Below are 20,922 nucleotides of genomic sequence, written 5' to 3'. Positions count from 1 at the left end.
GACCGACACGGCCGCGTGTACGGGCGGGTTCGGAATGCGCTTCAGCGCGTCGCTGACGACGCTCGGATCGCCGCATTGAATGTGTGCAACACGTCGATCACTTTCGACTATCTGCCGGGCAGCGGTGGGACCTCATGACGCAATCCGTGTGCAATGGTTGCGCGGCACGCGTCAGACGGATCGCGACGGGTCGAGCCGTTCTTTCGCTCCAGGACCGATAGGAAACTTCATCGCGTCGTGGAAGGGATTTTTTCTATCTTTGACTACCACGGCGCGAAGCACCCGACCAGAGCAATGCAAGCAATTGCCGCGAAGGCAGAACCGGCTCGTCAGACGAGCGCAATCCGGGCAAGCGATGCCACGCCACGCCGGGTTCGCGATGATGCTGTTGGTGATAGTTGATGTTGTACGGCCAGATAAAGAAGCGGCCCAGTAACCCGACGCGCCACGAATAAGTCCAGTCATTCCAGCCAGCCGTGACACCCGGCCCGCCGCTGTGCTCTGCAATACTACGGATCTTCTGCACCAGCGCCCCAATTGTCACAAGAGGAACGAACCAAAGCGCCGCAAGCGTCAACAGTTCGCGTACTGTGCATGCATGCAGGAGCGGCACGAGCAGGATGCCCCAAGTCGCTATCGCCGTAAGCAGCGGCAGTGACATGGACGCACCACGCCCGTTCGCACGCCGGTATGCGCGCATGTTTTTCACCATGTTGACCAGGAACAAATCACCGAGCAGTTGCCGGACGAGCGGGAGTGTGTCGAGTGGCTCGAATTTCCATGGCTGCGCGTGGTACAGATAATTCCGCTCTGGATCTTCCGAAGTCCCGACGTGACGATGGTGTGCGAGATGCAGCGGGCGATAAAACTCGATGGGCACGAGTCCCGGTACGCCGATTGCCAAGTTGATCAGAAAGTCGTTCGCGAAACGGCGGCGGGTCAAATGATAGTGTGTCGCGTCGTGATACAGAATGAATAACGCGTGTTGCCGGGTCGCGACAACAACGGCAGCGACGAGGTAGCCTCCCCAATGCCCCACCGATAACGCAACTCGCAGCATAACTACGATACATAGCCATTCAAGCAACAATGCGGCGGCCGTACGCAGGTCAACGTCGAGACGAATGAGCACGGTCGTCGCACCGCCAACGCCAATACCGAGTGCGAGTCCCGCGAGCATGTCCGCGATCAGATGCTGCCCGGTCGTCAAAACCGTGAGCGCCAGCATTGCGCTCCACGCAGCGTAATAGCGCGCTGCACGGACACGTAGCGCAGCCAATACCACGGTTACAGCCACAGGCAGCGCAACATGCCCGCATGGACTCGCGGCGAGTGGCGCGTCGATCCGATACAGCCACGCGATCCATCCTGTCGCAGCCGGCGACCGGCTCACGGCAGTCGGCCATAGCAGATGACTGACGATGCACAGGCCTGCGGCAAGCGCACCTGCGAAAAACGCGGGCAGCAGCCAATTTCGGCATCGGCCGAACCAGACGATCGACGGCATCACGAGCGCGTAACTCAAATAAAGCGGCACGCTGGCGGACACGCGCGGAATGACCGCATCGTACGGCCCCGGACGCAACAGCGCCACGGGTGCCATCGGCGCGTGTGTGACCCAGAAGTACAGCGCACCCGACACGACGACATAGATTGCGAGCCAGCGCCACGCGTCGAACGCTGACGGTATATAGGAGGCGGAAACAGGAGGTATGGCGCGCATGTGAAAAAAGGAGCGGCTCAATCGCGTATCATGATAAATCGTTTCAGCTCGCATGAATAACGACGCTATGCCGCTTCGAGCCAGTTCCATGACACGTGCGCAGCTGCGCGACGTCGACGTTGCACATATGTACGCGCTCTACTCGACCTGTTACCGGGATACGGAACAGGCACGTTTCGAACACGATCTCGACGACAAGACACATTGCGTCATCATGCGCGATGACACCGGCAAGCTGCGCGGCTTCTCCACATTGAAACTATATGAACAGCAGTGGTGCGACACCACACTGCGCATCCTGTTTTCCGGCGACACGATCGTGGATCCGGCCTGCTGGGGCAGCCAGCAACTCGCGTTTTGCTGGATTCGACTCGCAGGTGAGCTCAAACGCAACTCGCCCGACGTGGCACTATACTGGTTTCTGATCTGCAAAGGGCATCGTACGTACCGCTACTTGCGAGCGTTCGCGCATGACTTCACTCCGCGATTCGACCGACCGACTGAGCCCGTGAATCAGGCACTGCTCGATCATCTGGCAGTTGAGCGCTTCGGGCACGCATACGACGCCGCGTCCGGCGTGCTCAAGTTTCCGGTACCGCAAGGCCGCCTCGCCCCAGCCCTCGCCGAAGTGCCGGACGTGCATCGACGGCTGCCGGATGTCGCCTATTTTCTGGAGCGCAATCCAGAATACGCATGCGGCAACGAGCTCGCCTGCCTGTGTGAACTGACGCCGGAAAACCTGCGCCCGATGGCAAGACGAATCTTCACCGGTGAATGAGCCGATGACGCGGATCCGGCTAGCCACAGCGGTCGACAACGAACGGCTCCTCGCGTTTCAAACACGTTACGCGATGCTAAGCGGGATGCCGCTTCGCTTCGATCGCTCGCCGGATTACTCCGCACTGCATCGGTGTCATTCGAACGACTATCGAACCTGGCTCGCGGAGGACAGCGCCGGGCGCGTCAAAGGAATAGCCAGCATGGTCGTTCGCGACGGCTACATCGCCGGCGAGAAACAGCGCATCGCTTACCTCGGCGACTTGCGCATCGCACCCGATCGCGAACTGGCGCACACGTGGGTCGACTATGTCGTCGATCGCCTCGCTGATCTCGCCCGGCACGAAGATGTGCAGCATACGTACTGCTGCGTCATTCGCGACAACAGGATCGCAACGCAATCGCTATTCAAGACAGGCAAGCGGACCCGGCTCGGATTTCGACATTGGCGCGGCTACAGTAACGTGTCGATCTATGCGCGGCGTATCGCTGCGCGGAGCGCCAGTTCCGTCAGGATCACGAACGCGTCGGCCGCCGACGCCGACGCGCTCCGCGCATTTCTGGACCAGGAGTCGCGTTCCCAACCCTTCGGTTGCGTCTTTACGGCGGACGAATTCGCGCGCCGCCTGAACGTCTGGCCCGACTTTGGAATCGAGCGCTTTCTGGTCGCACGTAACGCGCAGCGGCGTATCGTGGGCTGCGTTGCTCCGTGGGATGCAGGACGTATCAAGCGCATCGTGTTGGAACGTCTGCCGCGCTCGCTCGGTGCGCTGCGTCACGGCTTCAACGCCATCGCGCCGTTGCTCGGACGCCCTCCCATCGCAGCACCCGGCCAGCCGCTTCAGGACATCTACCTGACTCATCTGCATGTGAGCGGACGCAACCCGGACATCGCACAGGCACTGCTCGATGCGGTCTGGCAACGAGAGCGGAGCCGCTATGCGTTGCTGCAGCTTTGCCTGTACGATCACGACCCGCTATGGCCCGCCTTGCACGGCTATCGGTACACCGCACTGCCGATGGATCTATACACGCTATCCACGCCCGGCGCGAGCGCACTTGATCCGGGCGGCACCGAAGCGATCCCGGGATTCGAAATCTATCTCGTCTGACCGCTCGCGACCGCAGCCGCTCGCGTGTCGTTCAGGAGCGCAACGAGTGCAAGCCAGAAACGCCCCGCATCGAAGCCGGCGCCGCCGAGTACAGGCTGGCCATGGTCGAGATGCGGCACGCACACTTGGGGCATGCCGCGAATCGTCTGGTGATCGAGGTAGAACTGTCCGTCATGCGCACAACCGGGACGGTAGCGGTCGAGGCGTGAGTGATGTGCGTCGAACCGGGACGTGCGTTCTATCGACCAGCTCACGACATGCACACAGTGCAGGCCACCGGGCACCGCAGACAACAGATTCGCGATGCCCGCGTCGCGCCCGCTGCCGATATCGCGCGAGCCTGCATGCAGCCAGCGTGTGCGCAGCAATCTCCCGGCGGCTCGACCCAACCATGCGGGATCGATGCGCGCCCCCCGTTGCTCGAGCAGGCCATCGACGATCGCACTCGGGCCGACGGGCGGCTGAACGAGTGCGATACCGTCGCAGCGAGCACGAAGCCCTGAATCCGCATGCAGAGCCGCCAATGCATCGAGCCCGCCCTTGCTATGGGTAAGGACGATAAAACGGCGATCAGCGGGCAAGCGCGCATACAGGTTGCGCGCGATATGCGCGCCCTGCTCGGCAACGGCGCGCGACGAGCGGACCGGCACACGAAGGACTGAGTACCGCGCGGCACGCAACGCCCGCGCAGCATGCCCGAAGCAGGCAGGTATCCATTCGGAATAGAGTCCCGCAACCAGCACGATGACGGTGTCCGGGAATGCGTGAGCGCCATGTGCGTGCCAACATTCGATGAAGCGCCCGGTCCAGTCGAGTGCTGCGGGCGCCGGTTCGAACGGCGTCAACGGGTAGTGTTGCCGCCACTCGTCGAAGCCGGACGGCGACCATGCCGGACACCGTGCGCTCATGCCGGCTCCGTTGTCACGCCATCGGCAGCGAGCGCCGCGCGGGCAGCAGCCAGCGTGGCTGGATTCCCGATTCGGGCAGGGTGAAAACGCGGCGAGAACCATGCCAGCCACGCAGGCAGCACGCGGGTAACGATGCCCGGCGCGCCGAACAGCCACCAGCCAAGCTGTGCCCAGCTTCGCCAATTGCCGGCGTCGCGGTCGGCACACGCGAGACGGACGATGAAATAGCCCAGATCGACGACGAAGCATGCCGTAACGCCGAGCATCGCCGCCGTCCGCATGAAATAGCGCTTGATCGCGCCGCCGCCGCAAGCGCGAAATACGTCGAACGCGACGGCCTTGTGTTCGGTTTCCTCTATCGCATGCCACCGCCAGATCGCGGCCATCGACGGGTCGACGCCGTCGAGAATGGCCGGATCGCGCAATAGCAGATCGGCCAGAATGGCCGTGTAGTGCTCAAGACATGCCGTGAAGGTCAATTGAAGCAGCGGCGAAGCGACACGCCGGCATTGTTGCTGCCGTCTCCGCATGAGCGCCTCGAGTGCGTCGACCGGCATGCCCTGGCGAGCCAGGCGCCGGTTATACGCGCGGTGCTCGCGGATGTGAGCGGCTTCCTGGTACAGGAAAGCATCCACTTGCGCGGCGAGCGTGCCGTCGGCCGGCAGCGCGTCGCAGTACTGCCTCACGCTATCGACAAAGAACTTCTCGCCAAGCGGAAACATGATCGAGAACGCGTCGAAAAAGCGCGTCACGCGGCGGTTGTCACGATACCAATAGCGCGGAATGTGGTCGGCGAAGCAAAAACGCGGATTGCGCCGACGGATGTCTGCCGCGTCGTTGCGGCGTTCATGCGTTGAATCGTCGGTTCGTTTGGCGTACATGGTCGTGGCCGATCGTGGCGTAACGCGCAGGGTCAGCGCAGGCGGGCGTATTGTTCGATGATGGCGATCGAAGGTATGCTCTGCGTCGCCGCCACCATCCATGTCCGAATTGTATGTTCGTTGCCAATGCAAGCGCCATAGATAATCGTTCGCGACGGTTCGATCGGCTGAATCTCTGCGTGCTCGCGCTGCAGAGCGTTGCATGGGCCGGCATCCTGACGTGGCTGTCGCATGGTACGAGCCCCTTGCGCTGGGTGTCGCTCGTACCGTTCTGCCTGATCATGCAAGGTGTGTTTTCGATGATGCACGAAACATTCCACGGTTTCGGGCATCGGCGCGGGGAAATCAACTACTTGATGATGTGGTGGGCATCGACGATGTTCGGCGCCGCAGCAACGCTGATCCACGTGAATCATCTCGGTCACCACGTGCGGAATCGAACGCCTGCGGAGCGGGTGGACTTCGTCGAGCCGGACGTTTCGCTGTGGCGCAAGCGAATCGAATACTACGTGGCGATCGTCGGCGGCATTTGGTTGGCGAGTTTCGCGGGCAGCTTCGTCCTGGCCGTGCTTCCGAGTCGCATCCCGCATGGTTGGGCGAAGTACGGACACGACAACACGTATGCGGCTGCGTTCAGGGACTTCGACCAGGCCGACTTTCGACGAATTCGATACGAAACCCTCGCAGCCGTGGCCGCGTGGATTGCACTGGGTGCATTGCTGGACTGGCGCGTGCTCGACATCGCGATTGCCTACCTCGCATTCGCGTTTTCGTGGTCGTCGCTCCAATGGGTGTATCACATGCACACTCCGCTCGACGTTGTCGAGGGCACATACAACATGCGTGCCCCCGCACTGATCCGCTGGGCGTTCCTCAACTTCAACTACAACCTGACGCATCACCGGCATCCGAGCCTGCGCTGGCAGGAGCTTCATGCATGCTCCGACGCAGCGGAGACGCGACCGCTGTGGTACGGTTGGCTGCATGTGTTCGAGGCGCCCCGGCGTTTGCCCAGCGATCCGACACAGCTCGAAAAGACCTATTTCTGACGAGAGGACGCACGTGCGTGCACAGGATGCGTGGGCCACGTTTGGCGCGGCAGCAGAACCCTTCCGTCGCGCGTGGCTCAGCGCGCTCGATGCGCCGGGCGACGCGCAGGCGGCCTATCTGTCACGCTTGCTCGCCGCGAATCGGAACACGACGTTCGGCATTGCCAACGGGTTTGCCGATATCGCAGATCCGGCACAATTTCGCGAGCGCGTGCCGGTGGCCCCCTACGCCGGCATGTCCCGATGGATTGATCGTGCACTCAAGGAGTCCGCTCCGATCCTGACCGCGCAAGCGCCACGCTTCTTCGAGCGCACGAGCGGCGGCAGCGAGCAGCAAAAGCTCATTCCCTATACGCCGGCCTTTCTCGAAGAATTGCAGTTCGCGCTGATCGTCTGGCTCTCCGATCTGCATCGCGCCGTGCCCGGCGTCGCGGCCGGGCGCGCGTACTGGTCGATGTCACCTCCAATGCACGCGCGCGAACGCGCTCCCAACGGCATCATGATCGGATCGGACAGCGATCTCGAATACCTGGCCGACAGCCCGCTCGTCGATCTGCTGCCGACGCTCGTCGCACCATCGCTATCGGGTGACGGTCGGGCGTGGCGCAACGAAACGTTGCGCGCGCTGATCGCCGCTGAAGATCTGGCCTTCATCAGCGTATGGAGCCCGACCTTCCTGACCAGTCTGCTTCGTCCGCTGTTCGACGAAGCCGAACCGCAACGCGGCGATACGCTCACCTTCCTGTTCGATTCGCTGCCGTCGAACCGTACGGCAGCGCTGCGGCGCGCACTCGACGATGGCCACTGCAGCCGGCTGTGGCCGCAGCTCGCGGCAGTGAGTTGCTGGATGGACGGTCCGAGCAAACACTACGCCGCACATGCCCGCACCTTGTTTCCGCAGGCCGCATGGCTTCCGAAAGGCTTGTTTTCCACCGAGGCGGTGGTCAGCCTGCCGTTCGGCGATATGGCCGGCTGTCCCCTCGCCGTCTGCAGCCACTTCCTGGAGTTCCTGCTCGACGATGGAACCGCGATAGGCGTGGAAGAACTGAAGCCGGGCGATACGGTCGAGGTCGTCGTGACGACCGGAGGCGGCCTGTACCGCTATCGGCTCGGCGATCGGGTCCGTGTGACCGGATATGCGGGACGAACGCCATGCGTGGCCTTCGTCGGGCGGGCTGGCACGCAAAGCGATCTGGTCGGTGAAAAGCTGGACGAAGCCTATCTGGCTGCGTCGCTTTCCGAGGTGCTGCAACCGGGCGATGAAGGTTGCGTGATTCCGTGCGCAGACGCGGATCCGCCCCATTACCTGCTGTTGCTTGCAAGCGGTACGCAGGACGTCGCCGCCCTGCGTGATGCGCTGGAACAGGCTCTCGCCCGCGCTTTTCACTACCGACACGCACGCACGGTCGGCCAGCTTGGCCCGTTGCGCGTGGTTCGTATACCCGGGGGTGCCGCCCAGCTGGCGGATCTCGTCCAGCGAGCCCACGAGCGTGCTGGCATCCGGGCTGGCGACGTCAAACCCCGCGCACTGGTGGCCAAGCCCGCCGTGGCGGACGCACTCCGCGCATTCATCGAGGACGCGTGCTCATGTTGAACATATCGATCGCATCAACGTGCCCCCCGTGCGACGAATCCGAGCCGGACGCCGATGGCGAAGCCTTCGGCGCGCTCGTCGAGCAATGGTACGTCGCGGGCACCGAAGCCGAGGTCAAGCGGGACAAACCGTTCGGCACGCGCGTACTCGGCCTCGGCATCGTGCTATTCCGGGCGGCAGACGGCGAGATCGTCGCGCTCGTCGACCAATGCGTGCATCGCGGCACCCGGTTGTCGGCCGGGAATGTCATCGACGGCTGCCTCGTCTGTCCGTATCACGGCTGGCATTACGACCAGCACGGCCGCGTCACCCGAATTCCCAGCATCGACGGCGCAAGCGCCGAATCGACCGGTACGACCTACCCATATCGTCAGCGCAGGTTGCCGGTGCTGACTCGGCACGGCCTCGTCTGGGTCTATCGCGGGCGAGGTGATCCAGCGCTGAAGCGGCCGTTCGACATGCCGCACCACGGCGAACGGCCGTGGCAGTCGTACTACATGGTCAATACGTTCGATGGCGATCTCGGTGCGCTGGTCGAGAACTTCATGGACGTCCCGCATACGGTGTTCGTGCACGACCGGATCTTTCGCTCATCCACTGGGCGGCGACTACGGGCGACCGTCGAACTGAAGCAGCAGAGCGTCGAGGTCACGTATCACGATGATGGCGACAAGATCGGCATGCTGGACTGGCTGACCAATCCGTCCAGGGAACCGCTTCGGCATACCGATCATTTTTATGCACCGAACGTCACACGGTGCGACTATCACTGGGGTAGCCGTTCGAGTTTTCTGATCATCAGCCAGATCACGCCGCTCGACACGCGTCGATCGCGTGTCTATACATACATCGCCTATCGCTTTTCCTTGCCGGCTGCGGTGCTGCGCGCGCTGAAACCGCTGCTGCACCTCTACACGCATTCCGTGATCCAGCAAGACGTGCGAATCATGCGCGCGCACCGCGAGGGACTCGACAACGCCGCAGGCTTCACGCCGTCGAGCGTGCGCGCCGATGTGGTCCACATTGCGATCGGTCGGTTGTTGGCCGCGACGCAGCGTGGCGAGCCGTTGCCCGATGCGCAATGCGGCACGAAGCCGATGGAATTCGTGATCTGAGCGTCACCGGCGCGATCGGGCGAGGCGCCCGGCTCGACCGGCGCACCGCCCACGTGCCCCGTATTTCCGTTAGCCTCCCGTCTGGTCCTGGCTCGCGATCAGGCGTGCTCCGCATGCCAGCAAGTCGCCGTCGCATGCGGCGACTTGCCCGTCGAACCGGGCGTAACCCGACACCGTCGCAATGAAGGTCAGGCCGTGAATCTCGCAAATCGCGGGATCGTGCAAGCGTGCAATCGCGCGCCCGTTGATTCGCGAGTTCGGCGCCCCGGACACAACGCGTCCGCCGTGGCTGTGCACATCGCCTTCGATGATGTATCGCTTTTGACCCATGACGTGTCGATCCGGTCCGTCAGAAATCCCAGCTGAACGTCTGCGGATGCGCTTGCCGCGACGCGGCGTCCGACGGCGTCAGCATGACGATCGTGGCATGCAGCGGATCCCGCAGGTTGATCAGTGCGCTCGTCTTCCCGTCGCCATAACCCATCATCAGCGCCAGCGCGGTCTGGACCCAGATCGAGCTCGTTCCGGTGTCGCCGCCGATACGGCGTTGCATGTCGAATGCGTCTTTCGGATCGTCAATATCGATATGCTGCGGGTTGTCGTGCAGCGACTGCACCAGCAACGCGAGATTGGCGGTCGAAGAGCCGGTGTCGTAGAACATCCGTCCCGGCTGCTCGCCGGGCGCAAGCGTGCCCACTGCCTGCTGCCAGCCGGCGCGGATCTTTTCGATTCGCTCGCCCTTCTTCAACGGCGCCCCGTGCCCGTTGCTCAGATCAACTCGCACCGGCCGATGCAGATTGGCCAGGACCGGCCATTTGTCGTACTCCTTCAGTTGCCACGTCGTCCACGGAATCGGCACCCACGGGTTCGGCTTGAAGCCGTCCGGTATCTTCAGCGACGCGGTCTTCCAGAACTCGGGGAGCTTCGCCTGCCAATAATCCGCCGGCATCTCCTTTTCACCCTTCTTCCAGTAGGCTTTCTGAAGCTGCCAGAAATAATTCCACAGCTTGATCACGTCATATCGGGTCTGGGTGTTGTCGATTGCCTCTGGTGCGTCCACCACATATGGACGAATCAATCGGTCAACGCGATCCTTTCTCGTCACGAGCAACGCAACGTAACTGTCCGGATTCTTTGGTACGAAGTTTCCATCTTTTGTGGACAAACCCAGGTAATCGGCGCCCGGAGTACCCAAATAGGATCGCGTGTTGATTCCATCCTCAACCAGCAACACTACTGCCGGCAAGTCCGGCTCGCGGTCAAAAATATCAAACGCTCTAGAGACTACATCGTCCCCATACGCAGTATGTATTTCATCGAGTCTCGTATAAATTGTATTGCCAATCCCCGCCCCGTTATCCGCACTACTGATGTGGGTTGCCATCCGGCCCGCCTCCGGATCACTCTCGTTTCGGGGCGGCCCGGCCACTATCACGGGAATCGGCCAATAATCGACCCATCCACGCAATGTATAGCCGAAAACGTTGTTCTCGCGCTTATGTCCCGCAAAGCTTCGATCACTACTCGACCACGGATATTGTTTGGGATCTTGCAGGAGCAACGTTCCATTGGTTCCTGCCTCGTCCAGCCGCATCAATAGCGCACGCTGGCGAAACCGGTCAACGGCGACGCCAAAGCGTCGTATCTCCAATGTGAACCGTGCGTCCCGAGATCCGTCCCCGGCAACGACAGCTTCATTTACGCTCGAGGGACGAGCGGCAGCGGGCGTGTCTCGAGGCGGCGAGTCTCGACGCAACGAGGCACCATAGGCGATACTGACGCATGCCGCCAACAATAGCGGCGGCAAGATCAACAGCGACAAGCGTCGATACATTGCAATATTCCCTCCCAAAAATCCCTCCCTTCCAACAACAAACTCAAAGACTGCAATCCATAAGAGAGTCAGGATTGCGAGTGCGAGCAGAAATATTCGTGAAGCCGGTGGTCGCGTGACGTTTGTCGTAATCATGGCGCATCAATTTGTCAATGTACCGATCGTGCTTCTTTTGTATCTTCGCTATTTCGATCTTTCCTGGTTTCACTGACCACACCGTCAGGAAAATCCTTGGGCACGATATTTTCTTCCGGGAAAACTCCGCTTTCGTAATAGCTGCAATTGGCTTTTATTATTTCGGACGTTACGGGGTCGAGCTTTTTGCCGAGTTTTCTCTCGGCTTTTACTATATCGCTCTCCGGAAGTCTCCAATCGGCAATTGCCCGCAGGAGTTTTGCCCAGTCCGGATCGTCCAGCGCACGCGCCTGGCCTACCGATACATCGAACGCGGTCGCACAGCGGTGATTTCTACGACCGCTCATGACCGCCGAGTGATATGAGCTTTCTCCCTGATGATTATTCATCAGCCGAACCTTGGCTTCGTTGAGCGTCTCCTGCCGATAGACGACGATGTGCCCGGGCGACGGCGGTACCGTCGACACGACCCGGCCTACCTTGCACTGATCGTCTGGATCCTTGCCCGCATTCAACGACGCCTCGACCTCGGCGGTGGTCGGCAGCGTCCCATCCTCGCTCGTTGGCCATTCGATGGTTTGTGCGGGCAATGGCTGCAACGCACCTTCGCCACTGTTCGTGCTCAAGGCAATTTCCGCTTCGAGCTGGTCAATGGATTGTTTGCCGGGCGCATACTCGCCAGCATTATTTGCCGAAAGAGGCGTTACCTCCGTTCCAGGCAGCACATTGCCTTCCATTTCGGGATCGAACGGTGGCGTCAATGCTTCGCCATTGATATTGCGCTCGGTACCGACGCTTATCTGCGTCGATTTCACCCATGTCGTGAAGCCGCCGGGCAAGCCATGGGATGTTTCACCCTTTTCCCGCATCGTAAAGTTTCCGGGCGGCGTACCAACCTGAACCGGCTTGCCCTGCCGCAGACGCCGGGTAAAGACACGCTGCCGGAAAGCCGCCGACAGCAGATCGATTTTCTCAGGCTTGCTTCCCCGCTGCGCCGCACGCACGTGGATTGAGTCGGGCAAGCCCGAGCAACCCATGCCATTGACGCCGCGCAGACCGACGGTCGCATCCTCCGGGCTGAAGTACATATACACTTTGCCGCGATTGTCGCGCTCGGCGAACACGACGCATTCGTTGCCTTGCAACCCGCTCAGGCGCGTCGCCTGCACGGGATCCCACGTCGGGCCGACGATGCCGAAATTGTCCCGACCTGGCACGTACTTCAATTGATCGAGTGGTGGCGTCGAATATTTGCCGCTCGCCACAAACCCGGCCAGGTTTGCCAGGGTCTTTGCACGCGCGTAAGCCGTCTGCTGCTGGTCCCCGCGTTGCAGCAGCCGATCCATGAACTCCTCGCTCAAGCTGTAGGGCGAGTCGATCAGGACCAACGTGTCGGCAGGACGGTCAGCCGGGCCACATTGGTTGGGAATCAGCCCCTCGACGAGATAGGCCTGGGCGAGCAGCGATATCAGCGTGCCCTGACTGTGCGCAATGATGTTGACCGTCCCGTCCGGGTCGATAAGGCGGATTTGCCGCACCAATGCCGCGAGCCGCCGAGCTGCCAGCAACATGTAGTGCCGATTTTCCGCCTCGCGAAGCGGGTGCGTCGGGTCGCCCTGCATCCGGTCGAGAATTTTCGTCGTCATTCCCCCTTTGAAATTCGAGTCGAACATGTCGGGGATGTTGTTGGTCGCGTTGGCGAAGAATCCGCCGTTGCGCGCGCGGTGCTCATCGAGGCGGTTGCCGAACCGGTCGACGTACTGGCCGTTGACGGTTTCCTTATTGGGGTCCCGGGGCAAATCCTCCTTCCCGACGCGTAACCCCCAATAAAACGGAATCAACGGGCTCCTTGTCTCTTCGCTTTCCTGCCGACGATAGATGGCGTCGTCCATGTTCTTCATCATGTCGGCAACGCTCACCTGGCTCGGGTCGTTCGCCATGCGGCCGTGCGAGTACTCCGCGCCCTTGAAATCGGTGCGACCGAGGCGGTCGTTCAATCCATCGCACAGTCCGCCTTCGACCGTGCCGAAATCCGTTCCAAGGTCATTCACGCCATGGATCAGGATCGTCGTGCACGGGAAGCGATTTTGTACGTCGGTATTGACGAACGCATCCTGCGGCCGGTTGCAATTGAGAATCGCCTGATGTTCGCCGACGATCCGGGGCGACGAGGTTGTGGTATCGGACATGATCGCCTGCCTTAAACGTCGAAAACCTGAATGTGTGCAATGTGCATCGCGTCGCTCGATGCCAGCTCCGTCAACCCGTGTGCATCCGAGATCCCGTTAATGACCTGGCCATTGCGCAGCGTGATCTTGTATGGACGATTCGGCACGGGATGCATACCGTCGTCACCGTCGGTGCCGGGGTACCGCAAGCGGAACTTCTGATCGGCTCCTCCGCGATTGAACGCCGGCGGCGCAACGTGGTCCGTGTTCGGGCCGACGAAATCATGTCCCGCCGTGTGCGCGGTGAACGCACCGTCGGAACCGACCTCGACGCCGCCACCGACTTTCACGTAGCTTCCGTCTTCCGCGACGAGCCGGATCGACTTGCCCGAGATCAACACCTCGTCGCCGACCGACATGATCTGTATCCCCTTCTGAGCAGTCGCCGCAAGCGTGTCCTGTTGCGCCTGCAAGACAACGGGGCCCTCGCCGGCAATCGCACGGACGCCTTCTCCGCGCCCGAACAGGTGGATGCCCTGGCCCGCCGTCGTGATTACGCGCTGACCGCCGGCGAATTGCAGGTTCTGCCGCGCGATCTGATCGATGTTCTCGCCGGCGTAGGTCACGTAAGTCTTCGGGGTGATATTGAGCGCGCCCGCCTTTGCGCCGAATGCCATCAGCGCCTGAGAGTCGTCTGCGTCGGCGTTCGACGCACGATCGTCGCCTGAAGCGTGGCCGCCCGGCGTCCATCCCTTGAAGGCGGTCACGACAGCTTGCTGCCCCGTCGCATCGGTCGCCGTGCCGCCGTGCTGTCCGGCGTAATCTCCCAACGCCTTGAACAGCTCAGCGCATTCGCCGAGCAACTCGACGAGTTCATTGCGGTCAAGCTGTCCGCCGCTCGCCTGCGTACGCGCGTAAGTCGTCAGAAGCATCCCTTGCGCCGCGCGCAACGCAGCTGCCGCGTCCGTGCGCAATTCGGCGCCTTGGCCGCGGTCTGCACCCTGTCCGTTGTCGCGTGGTTGCGTCAGGTAGCCGAGATTCAACTGGCTATGCGCATGCTCCGATGCAAGCTGCGCGCTGATTTGCTGCGGTGTATCGTCGAGACGAAGCTGGTTGTAGCGTTGCCCCTTGATTTCCTTCGTCTTGATACCGGAGAGAAAGCGATTGCCCGGCAGACTGCCCGTATGAGTGAAACTCGCCGGCATGTTCGCGCCGTTTGCCAGCACGCCGATGATGACCAGCCTGTCCGGATCCCCGCCGAGGCTCCCGAGCAGAACTTCGGTGCCCACCCGCGGCAAGAAAGTCTCCCCGAAATTCGGCCCGGCCAGACTGGATGCCACGCGGATCGGTGCGCTGTCGCTCTCGTTGCTGTTCGTTCCGGCACCCTGCGCGTGCGCATGATCGCGGGAATCCTGACCGAGAATCTGCACGAACACGCAGCCATTCTCGTCGCAACTGACCTCCTCGCCCTCGGCCCCGACCACGCGCCCGGTAATCAACGGCGTCGGCGGAAGGTCAGTCTTGGGATCGTAAAGCGGCGTGAGAGGCGTGCCACGCGGCACGCACGAGAACGTATTTTCGTAGCGCGTATCCTGCCCGGACGGGTCGCCATCGCTCAGCGAGCGTGGCTGCTGAAGCGTGTGGCTGGCGGCGAACAGCGTCTGCGCACGCTCGTTCAACCCTTTGGGCAGATTGTTCCAGATCTCGTGGTGCAGTGACGTAATCACGAATTGCTGCTTGTCGGACGGGAGCGTGCCCCACTCGTCCTCTCCGGCGATCGTGATCCATGAGCCGACTGCGAGGTCGCGAATTCCGCTCACGCCGTCGTATCGAACCGCCTGCGCTTCATGAGCCAGAATGCGATCTTCCGTCATCCGTTCGTGGTCTGCCCACGAGTCCGCCATATGCGGGACGTCGATCACGAAGTCCGATAGCAATTTCGCGAGATCGTTACCCGATTCGCCTTGATCGATCCTTGTCGATGCGCTCGACTGGTCCACGCGGGCATATCGGTAGTCCCACGAAGGTCGCCCCGATTCCCCCGAAATCAGTTGCTGGCGCATCGTCAGAGCGGTGATGGTGTCGCGCTGTTCCGTTCCAGCGTCTCGTGGATGGACGCGCACTGTACCTGCGGCGGACTCGCTCAGTTTCTGAGGGTCATCGCAGAACACCAGCGTATGCACGGGAGGATCGCCGTCTTTCGCCTCCCCGCTCACCCGTCCGGCGCGCACGAACAGCGTGATGCCGTCGCGACGTGCAATCCGGGAGATGAAACGGGCATCAGATTCGTTGACCTGGCGTACGAAAGAGCGACTTGGATAGCGGGATCTGTCGAGTTGGGACAGGTCGAACTCGAACGCCTGCGCGAGGGCAACACTACGCTGTCGCCATTCGCTCAGGACGACTCCAAGTACATCGACAACGCTGACGTTACGGAAGATGCGGGAATTGGTGCGCTTTTGCAGCAGGTTCACCGCGTCGGTCACGGTGAACTGGTAAACCGTCAGCTCCCCGTCGGTCCGGCCGATCTGAACGGCGCTGACGATTGCGTTGATGGCATGCAGTTGGCCGCGATCCGTGACGATACCGACTGAGACCGGCGCACCAATGAAAAGCTTCGGAGGCAAATCGCCCTGCTGCGAAATGCAGGTCAGATAGCCGCTGATGCCGGTCATCATGCTTTCGCGGATGCTCGCGTGCTGCAACGCGATCTTCGACGCCAGCGCGTGCTGCGCCTTACCCCAATTCAGCACGACCGGCCGGCGATTCGCATCGATTCCCGATACGAATTTGCGGAACGACTCTCGGATATCCACGACGGTCTCTCAGTTTGATTCGTTATGACCCGCCGGATGTTGCTGTTCTAAATAGCTGGCGGCTGCGCGCGAGTTTACCAAAATGTGACACGGAAATAACAATCGGGGATGCCGACTAACAATTTTTCATGTTATTCGACGAAGAACACTATATTCCGCCGCTCTATCTGGACCGACGCGCAGTGCTCCGAACGTCGGATGTCTCCCGGGCCCCGCCCAAGGCGCGTACACGCTTCCATCGCTGTGTTCGTCTTGGCTAGACGGGCCGAAGTGAATGCTGATGCTATAAATGTGCATATAGCGTGCAATAAAAAGCAGTCGTGGAATCCGATATCACCGGCAGTTCCAGCGATTTCGCCTAATTCATGGCGTCATTGAGAGGACCGACGAGCATCGCTCCGATCGTCTCGGCGAAGCGATTCGCTCTCGCTTTGCACATCCACATCCATATGCAAACGCTCGCGGGGCTGGCCCATGTACACCGTAACATGATGAGCCGTTTGGCAGGCTCCGAGAGCGTACGGAAGTTCCTTGGAGACGCGCCTCGGATCATTCGGGCAGCAACCGATATTTCCGGCGACGTACAGAGCACGCTCTTCTGGTATCGCAATGCCCCGTTGCCAATCCGCAATGCCACAGCAACGATCTCCCGTCTCGAGACGCTGGGCGCCATTTAGGCGGAACTTCCCGTCAACCTCGAGCAGTAGCTATTGAATTGGGAAATTAATAGTTTTGTTCAAATACTGCAAAAAAGGGCCACCGTTTTTCCAGCCTACATCCCCTCCCATCAACATCCGCCCCCCAATAATCCTCCTTGACACCCTATCTTTCGATATATATCTTTAGATATGTTTTACGACATATAGGACACGATCATGCGACACAACTCCTCCCGCGGCCATGCCCGATGCGACGGTCATGGTGCGCATGCGGGCCCTGACTGGTACACCAGTGTCTGGCAACTGATCGGCCGCCATCGACGCGGCCACGATCCGTTCGGCGGCGGCCCGTTCGGTGGCCGTGGCGGACGCGGCGGCTTTGGCGATTTCGGCGACGACGGCATGCCGCGCGGCCGCCAGTTCAGCTCCGACGATCTCCAGCTGCTGCTGCTCGCGCTGGTCGCCGAGCAACCGAGCCACGGTTACGAACTGATCAAGGCGCTCGATACGCGCTCGAACGGCTTCTACAGCCCGAGCCCCGGCATGGTGTATCCGGCGCTCACGTATCTCGACGAAGTCGGCTTCGTCGCGTCGCAGGCGGAAGGCAACCGCAAGCGCTATGCGCTGACCGACGCCGGCCGCGCGCATCTCGATGCACAGCGCGAACGCGTCGACACCTTGTTCGCGCGCCTCACGCACCTCGCACGCAAGATGGAATTCATGCGTCGCGCGTTCGCCGGCGAAGCGGCGGGCAGCGAGGCACAGGACGACACGCAGCCCGGCTGGCTGCCGGAGTTCGTCGAGGCCCGCCTCGCACTGAAACGGGCGCTGCTCCACAAGAGCGCGGCCGATGCCGACGAACAGCGGCGCATCGCGGCAATCATGCGCCGCGCGACGGCCGAAATCGAAGGCGGCACCGGCGCGTAACCCGCGCCGTCCCGTCAAAACCCAAGGAGTACGGATTGATGCAGAACCCCTCCGAACGCGCCGTCACGCGCGTGCGCCATACCCTCAAGTTCCGCCTGCTGCAGGTCGTGCGCGTGCACGCCGTGACGCCGCACCTGCTGCGCGTCACCCTCGGCGGCCCCGACCTCGCGGATTTCGAATCGTCGTCGTTCGACGATCACGTGAAGGTGTTCTTCCCGCCGCCCGGCGCCGAACGCCCCGCGATGCCGACGCTCGGCGCGAACGGCCCCGAGTTTCCCGAAGGCGAACCGAAGCCGGTCGCGCGCGATTTCACGCCGCGCCGTTTCGACCGCGCCGCCTGCGAACTCGATCTGGAATTCGTGCTGAACCATCCGGGCCCCGCATCGCAGTGGGCGGCACAGGCACGCGTCGGCCAATGGCTCGGCATCGGCGGCCCGCGCGGATCGTTCGTGGTCCCGATCGATTTCGACTGGCATCTGCTGATCGGCGACGATACGGCGCTGCCGGCGGTCGCGCGGCGTCTCGAGCAATTGCCGGCCGGCACACGCACGGCGGTCGTGCTGGAAGTCGCGGATCGCACCGCGCAGATCGCGTTCGATACGCGTGCCGACGTGCACGAAATCTGGCGCTTTCGCGACGAAGCCGACGCCGCGGACGGCGACCTGCTGCTGAACGCGGTGCGCGAGCTGCCGCTGCCGTCCTCCGGCGACGGTTACGTGTGGGCGGCAGGCGAAGCGCAAGCGATGCGCGCGGTGCGTCAGTACCTGACCGGCGAGTGCGGCGTCGACAAGTCGCGCATCCGCGCGGCGGCCTACTGGAAGCGCGGCGCGACGGCCGTGCACGAAACGCTGGAAGACTGACGCGGACGGGTGCCCGCGCACGGGCGGGCTTGGCATCGGCGGGGCGGCTGGTATATATCTATGTCTGCGACGCCGCTGTCGGGCGACAGCCGCCGCAGCCCGCCCAGGAGCGCCCGGTCATGACAAGAGAAAGCCACGCTTCGCCTTTCCTTCGCAATCTGAAGATCGCCGGTTATTGCGGCCTGGCGGTCGTCGTGCTCGCGCTGTTCGTCGCGATGTGCGCGATCCTGAAGGAAAGCGCGCTCGAACGTGACGCCGCGCAGCATCCGGGCGAGACGCCCGAACTGCATGAAGCGGGCGGCGGCCCGTCCGCTTCGGCGGAAGCAGCCAAGACGCCCGGTTGACGGCGTCCGGCCCGCACTTCTCCCGCGTAGTCCTGCCGCTCAGGGCGTGCGCTCGCGCCCCATCAGCACCGCGTGCACGACGTCGCCGATCCGTTCGAGCAGCTCGACCACGCGTTGTCCGTACAGGTGCGCGGCCAGCGCGCCGGCCGTGCCGACCAGCACGCCGCCGGCCATGTCGAACGGCCAGTGCACGCCCGCATACACACGCCCCCATGCAATCGCGACGGCCATCGCGGCCATCACGACGCCGGTCAGCCGCGTGGTACCAGCGAGCATCATGCCGACCGCGAGACTCCAGGCAAACGTCATGTGATCGCTTGGAAACGAGCTGTCCGGCGCATGCGGAATCAGTTGCGTGCCGATTCCGGCCATGAACGGCCGCGGCGAAAACCAGAAATGCCCGATCACCTGCGCGAGCGCCAGCGCCACACACGTGCCGACGCCGGCCTCGATCGCCTGGCGGCGCGTCGGGCGTTCGCCGAAGATCCAGGCCAGCAGCAGCATCGCGGGCAGCGCATAGACGAGCCAGTCGGCGGCGAAGATCGCGAGGTGGGCAACGCCGGGGTGCGGCGCGGCGCCGGCATTGAAGGCGGAAAACAGGGTGAGATTGAGGTTCTGCATGAATCCGGTTGCGTGGGATGTCGTGACGGGACCGGCGGTGCCGGTCGGATGCGAACGATGCTAGTGCTCACTCGCTTAAGCAGTGCTTAATGCGCCGGGCGACCGGTGACCAGGACCGAGGCCCGCGCGCGAACGCACTTAGAGCCTGTACTGCAACACAAGTTCACATAATTGTCACATTCACGCGCGACTGTCTCCCGTAAAAGCTCACCGACTATCCCGTAAAGGCTCACCTTTTTCACATCGTGGCGTCACCGGCCCGTGCGAGTATCGGACCGCTCACGCGCGCCATGCCGTTTGCACCGTTCGTCTCAATATTTGCGTCGCAAATCATTCGAAATCGGCAACAATTAATTCCATATGCGGCATCGCACAACGGCAACGCACAGGCATAGGATTACGAGCTTACGAGCACTCATCCACGAAGCGATCAACAACAAGGAGTCCGCATGAAACCCAGCGATGTCCGATCGAAAGCGTTTGCGATGCCGTTGACCAGCCCGGCCTTTCCGATGGGCCCGTACCGTTTCGTCGATCGTGAGTTTCTGATCATCACGTACCGCACCGATCCGGACCGTCTGCGTGAAATCGTGCCCGAGCCGTTGCAGGTCAAGGAGCCGCTCGTCCATTACGAATTCATTCGCATGGCCGATTCGACCGGCTTCGGCGACTACACGGAAAGCGGCCAGGTGATCCCCGTCGAGTACAACGGCCAGGCCGGCGGCTACACGCTCGCGATGTATCTCGACGATCACCCGCCGATCGCCGGCGGCCGCGAGCTGTGGGGTTTCCCGAAAAAACTCGCGTCGCCCACGCTGCACGTGAACACCGACCACCTCCTGGGCACGCTCGACTACGGCAAGGTGCGCGTCGCGACCGGCACGATGGGCTACAAGCACAAGGAACTCGACATCGACGAGCAGACGAAGCGCCTCGCCGGCCCGAACTTCCTGCTGAAGATCATCCCGCACGTCGACGGCACCGCGCGCGTGTGCGAACTGGTGCGCTACTACATGCAGGACATCAGGATGAAGGGCGCGTGGACGGGCCCCGCGTCGCTCGAACTGGCACCGCACGCGCTCGCGCCGGTGGCCGACCTGCCGGTGCTCGAGATCGTCGAAGCGCGCCACCTCGTCGCGGATTTGACACTCGGCCTCGGCGAAGTCGTCTACGATTACCTGGCTCAGTAACACGTCCGCAGTCCTTTCTCCCTGTCAATCCTTTCACCACGGGAATTCGAAATGAGCAACCTGAATGGCAAGACCGCAGTCGTCACGGGCGCCGCAAGCGGCATCGGCAAGGAAATCGCGCTGGAGCTCGCGAAAGCGGGCGCGGCCGTGGCGATCGCCGACCTGAACCAGGACGGCGCAAACGCGGTTGCCGACGAGATCGTCAAGGC

18 protein-coding genes are annotated in these 20,922 nt (G+C 62.1%); 10 read left to right on the top strand and 8 right to left on the bottom strand.

Features of this window, described 5'->3' with window-relative positions; all coding sequences use genetic code 11:
• Positions 1-253: 253 nt before the first annotated feature.
• The gene (locus DIE04_RS26825; RefSeq protein ID WP_260426311.1) at positions 254-1,813 is read right to left on the bottom strand and encodes a fatty acid desaturase family protein; all 1,560 of its coding nucleotides are present in this window, start codon (positions 1,811-1,813) and stop codon (positions 254-256) included.
• Between DIE04_RS26825 and DIE04_RS26820 the strand changes: the two genes are divergently transcribed.
• The gene (locus DIE04_RS26820; RefSeq protein WP_235879180.1) at positions 1,812-2,501 is read left to right on the top strand and encodes a hypothetical protein; all 690 of its coding nucleotides are present in this window, start codon (positions 1,812-1,814) and stop codon (positions 2,499-2,501) included. The two genes, DIE04_RS26825 and DIE04_RS26820, sit on opposite strands and share 2 nt — an antisense overlap.
• Positions 2,494-3,612, top strand: coding sequence for a hypothetical protein (locus DIE04_RS26815; protein ID WP_260426310.1), 1,119 nt, complete (start codon positions 2,494-2,496; stop codon positions 3,610-3,612). The genes DIE04_RS26820 and DIE04_RS26815 overlap by 8 nt, the downstream gene beginning before the upstream one ends.
• On the opposite strand, the gene DIE04_RS26810 is transcribed toward DIE04_RS26815, so the two are convergent.
• Both DIE04_RS26810 and DIE04_RS26805 read right to left on the bottom strand, forming a co-directional pair.
• Positions 3,600-4,520 (bottom strand): hypothetical protein, encoded by a 921-nt coding sequence (locus DIE04_RS26810; RefSeq protein ID WP_124488991.1) that lies wholly within the window; start codon positions 4,518-4,520, stop codon positions 3,600-3,602. The two genes, DIE04_RS26815 and DIE04_RS26810, sit on opposite strands and share 13 nt — an antisense overlap.
• A complete protein-coding gene (locus DIE04_RS26805; RefSeq protein WP_124524083.1) occupies positions 4,517-5,401 on the bottom strand; it encodes a metal-dependent hydrolase in 885 nt (294 codons plus the stop codon). Before DIE04_RS26805 ends, DIE04_RS26810 begins: the two co-directional genes overlap by 4 nt.
• Positions 5,402-5,514: 113 nt before the next feature.
• On the opposite strand from DIE04_RS26805, the gene DIE04_RS26800 reads away from it, so the two are divergent.
• The 3 genes from DIE04_RS26800 to DIE04_RS26790 are packed head-to-tail and all read left to right on the top strand — an operon-like array spanning position 5,515 to position 9,159.
• Complete coding sequence (locus tag DIE04_RS26800) at positions 5,515-6,450, top strand: fatty acid desaturase (protein WP_044846489.1); 936 nt, start codon at positions 5,515-5,517, stop codon at positions 6,448-6,450.
• Positions 6,451-6,463: 13 nt separating this feature from the next.
• Positions 6,464-8,044, top strand: a complete 1,581-nt coding sequence (locus DIE04_RS26795) for a GH3 auxin-responsive promoter family protein (protein WP_124524081.1) — start codon at positions 6,464-6,466, stop codon at positions 8,042-8,044.
• A complete protein-coding gene (locus DIE04_RS26790; protein ID WP_124488989.1) occupies positions 8,038-9,159 on the top strand; it encodes an aromatic ring-hydroxylating dioxygenase subunit alpha in 1,122 nt (373 codons plus the stop codon). The genes DIE04_RS26795 and DIE04_RS26790 overlap by 7 nt, the downstream gene beginning before the upstream one ends.
• 69 nt (positions 9,160-9,228) lie before the next feature.
• Here DIE04_RS26790 and DIE04_RS26785 read toward each other — a convergent pair whose 3' ends face one another.
• The 4 genes from DIE04_RS26785 to DIE04_RS26770 all read right to left on the bottom strand — a co-directional run bounded on the left by DIE04_RS26785 (position 9,229) and on the right by DIE04_RS26770 (position 16,112).
• Positions 9,229-9,489 (bottom strand): PAAR domain-containing protein, encoded by a 261-nt coding sequence (locus DIE04_RS26785; RefSeq protein ID WP_124524079.1) that lies wholly within the window; start codon positions 9,487-9,489, stop codon positions 9,229-9,231.
• Between the two features lie 19 nt (positions 9,490-9,508).
• A complete protein-coding gene (locus tag DIE04_RS26780; RefSeq protein ID WP_260426309.1) occupies positions 9,509-10,993 on the bottom strand; it encodes a DUF2875 family protein in 1,485 nt (494 codons plus the stop codon).
• Positions 10,994-11,142: 149 nt separating this feature from the next.
• Positions 11,143-13,317, bottom strand: a complete 2,175-nt coding sequence (locus DIE04_RS26775; RefSeq protein ID WP_124524075.1) for a DUF3274 domain-containing protein — start codon at positions 13,315-13,317, stop codon at positions 11,143-11,145.
• An 11-nt stretch (positions 13,318-13,328) separates the two neighbouring features.
• Positions 13,329-16,112: a type VI secretion system Vgr family protein gene (locus DIE04_RS26770; protein WP_124488985.1), complete on the bottom strand. Its 2,784-nt coding sequence runs from the start codon at positions 16,110-16,112 to the stop codon at positions 13,329-13,331.
• Between the two features lie 875 nt (positions 16,113-16,987).
• On the opposite strand from DIE04_RS26770, the gene DIE04_RS26760 reads away from it, so the two are divergent.
• The 3 genes from DIE04_RS26760 (at position 16,988) to DIE04_RS26750 (ending at position 18,902) form a co-directional block, all read left to right on the top strand.
• Positions 16,988-17,698 (top strand): PadR family transcriptional regulator, encoded by a 711-nt coding sequence (locus DIE04_RS26760; RefSeq protein ID WP_044846504.1) that lies wholly within the window; start codon positions 16,988-16,990, stop codon positions 17,696-17,698.
• 38 nt (positions 17,699-17,736) lie between these two features.
• On the top strand, positions 17,737-18,558 hold the full coding sequence (locus DIE04_RS26755; protein ID WP_185500428.1) for a siderophore-interacting protein: 822 nt from the start codon (positions 17,737-17,739) through the stop codon (positions 18,556-18,558).
• Between the two features lie 119 nt (positions 18,559-18,677).
• A complete protein-coding gene (locus DIE04_RS26750; protein WP_124488982.1) occupies positions 18,678-18,902 on the top strand; it encodes a hypothetical protein in 225 nt (74 codons plus the stop codon).
• Between the two features lie 39 nt (positions 18,903-18,941).
• Here the strand turns inward: DIE04_RS26750 and DIE04_RS26745 are convergent, their stop codons facing one another.
• The gene (locus tag DIE04_RS26745; protein ID WP_124488981.1) at positions 18,942-19,523 is read right to left on the bottom strand and encodes an undecaprenyl-diphosphatase; all 582 of its coding nucleotides are present in this window, start codon (positions 19,521-19,523) and stop codon (positions 18,942-18,944) included.
• Positions 19,524-19,972: 449 nt separating this feature from the next.
• Here DIE04_RS26745 and DIE04_RS26740 point away from each other — a divergent pair, with 449 nt between their 5' ends.
• Both DIE04_RS26740 and DIE04_RS26735 read left to right on the top strand, forming a co-directional pair.
• Positions 19,973-20,713 carry an acetoacetate decarboxylase gene (locus DIE04_RS26740; RefSeq protein WP_044846508.1) on the top strand — a complete coding sequence of 247 codons (741 nt, stop codon included), beginning with the start codon at positions 19,973-19,975 and terminating at the stop codon, positions 20,711-20,713.
• A gap of 51 nt (positions 20,714-20,764) precedes the next feature.
• Positions 20,765-20,922: SDR family NAD(P)-dependent oxidoreductase (locus tag DIE04_RS26735; protein ID WP_124523396.1), on the top strand; the 158-nt coding region annotated here is incomplete at its 3' end.

It is taken from the genome of Burkholderia sp. Bp8994, assembly GCF_003853805.1.
In the GTDB taxonomy this organism is placed as follows: Bacteria; Pseudomonadota; Gammaproteobacteria; order Burkholderiales; family Burkholderiaceae; genus Burkholderia.
This window is presented reverse-complemented; position numbering and strand designations above follow the sequence as displayed.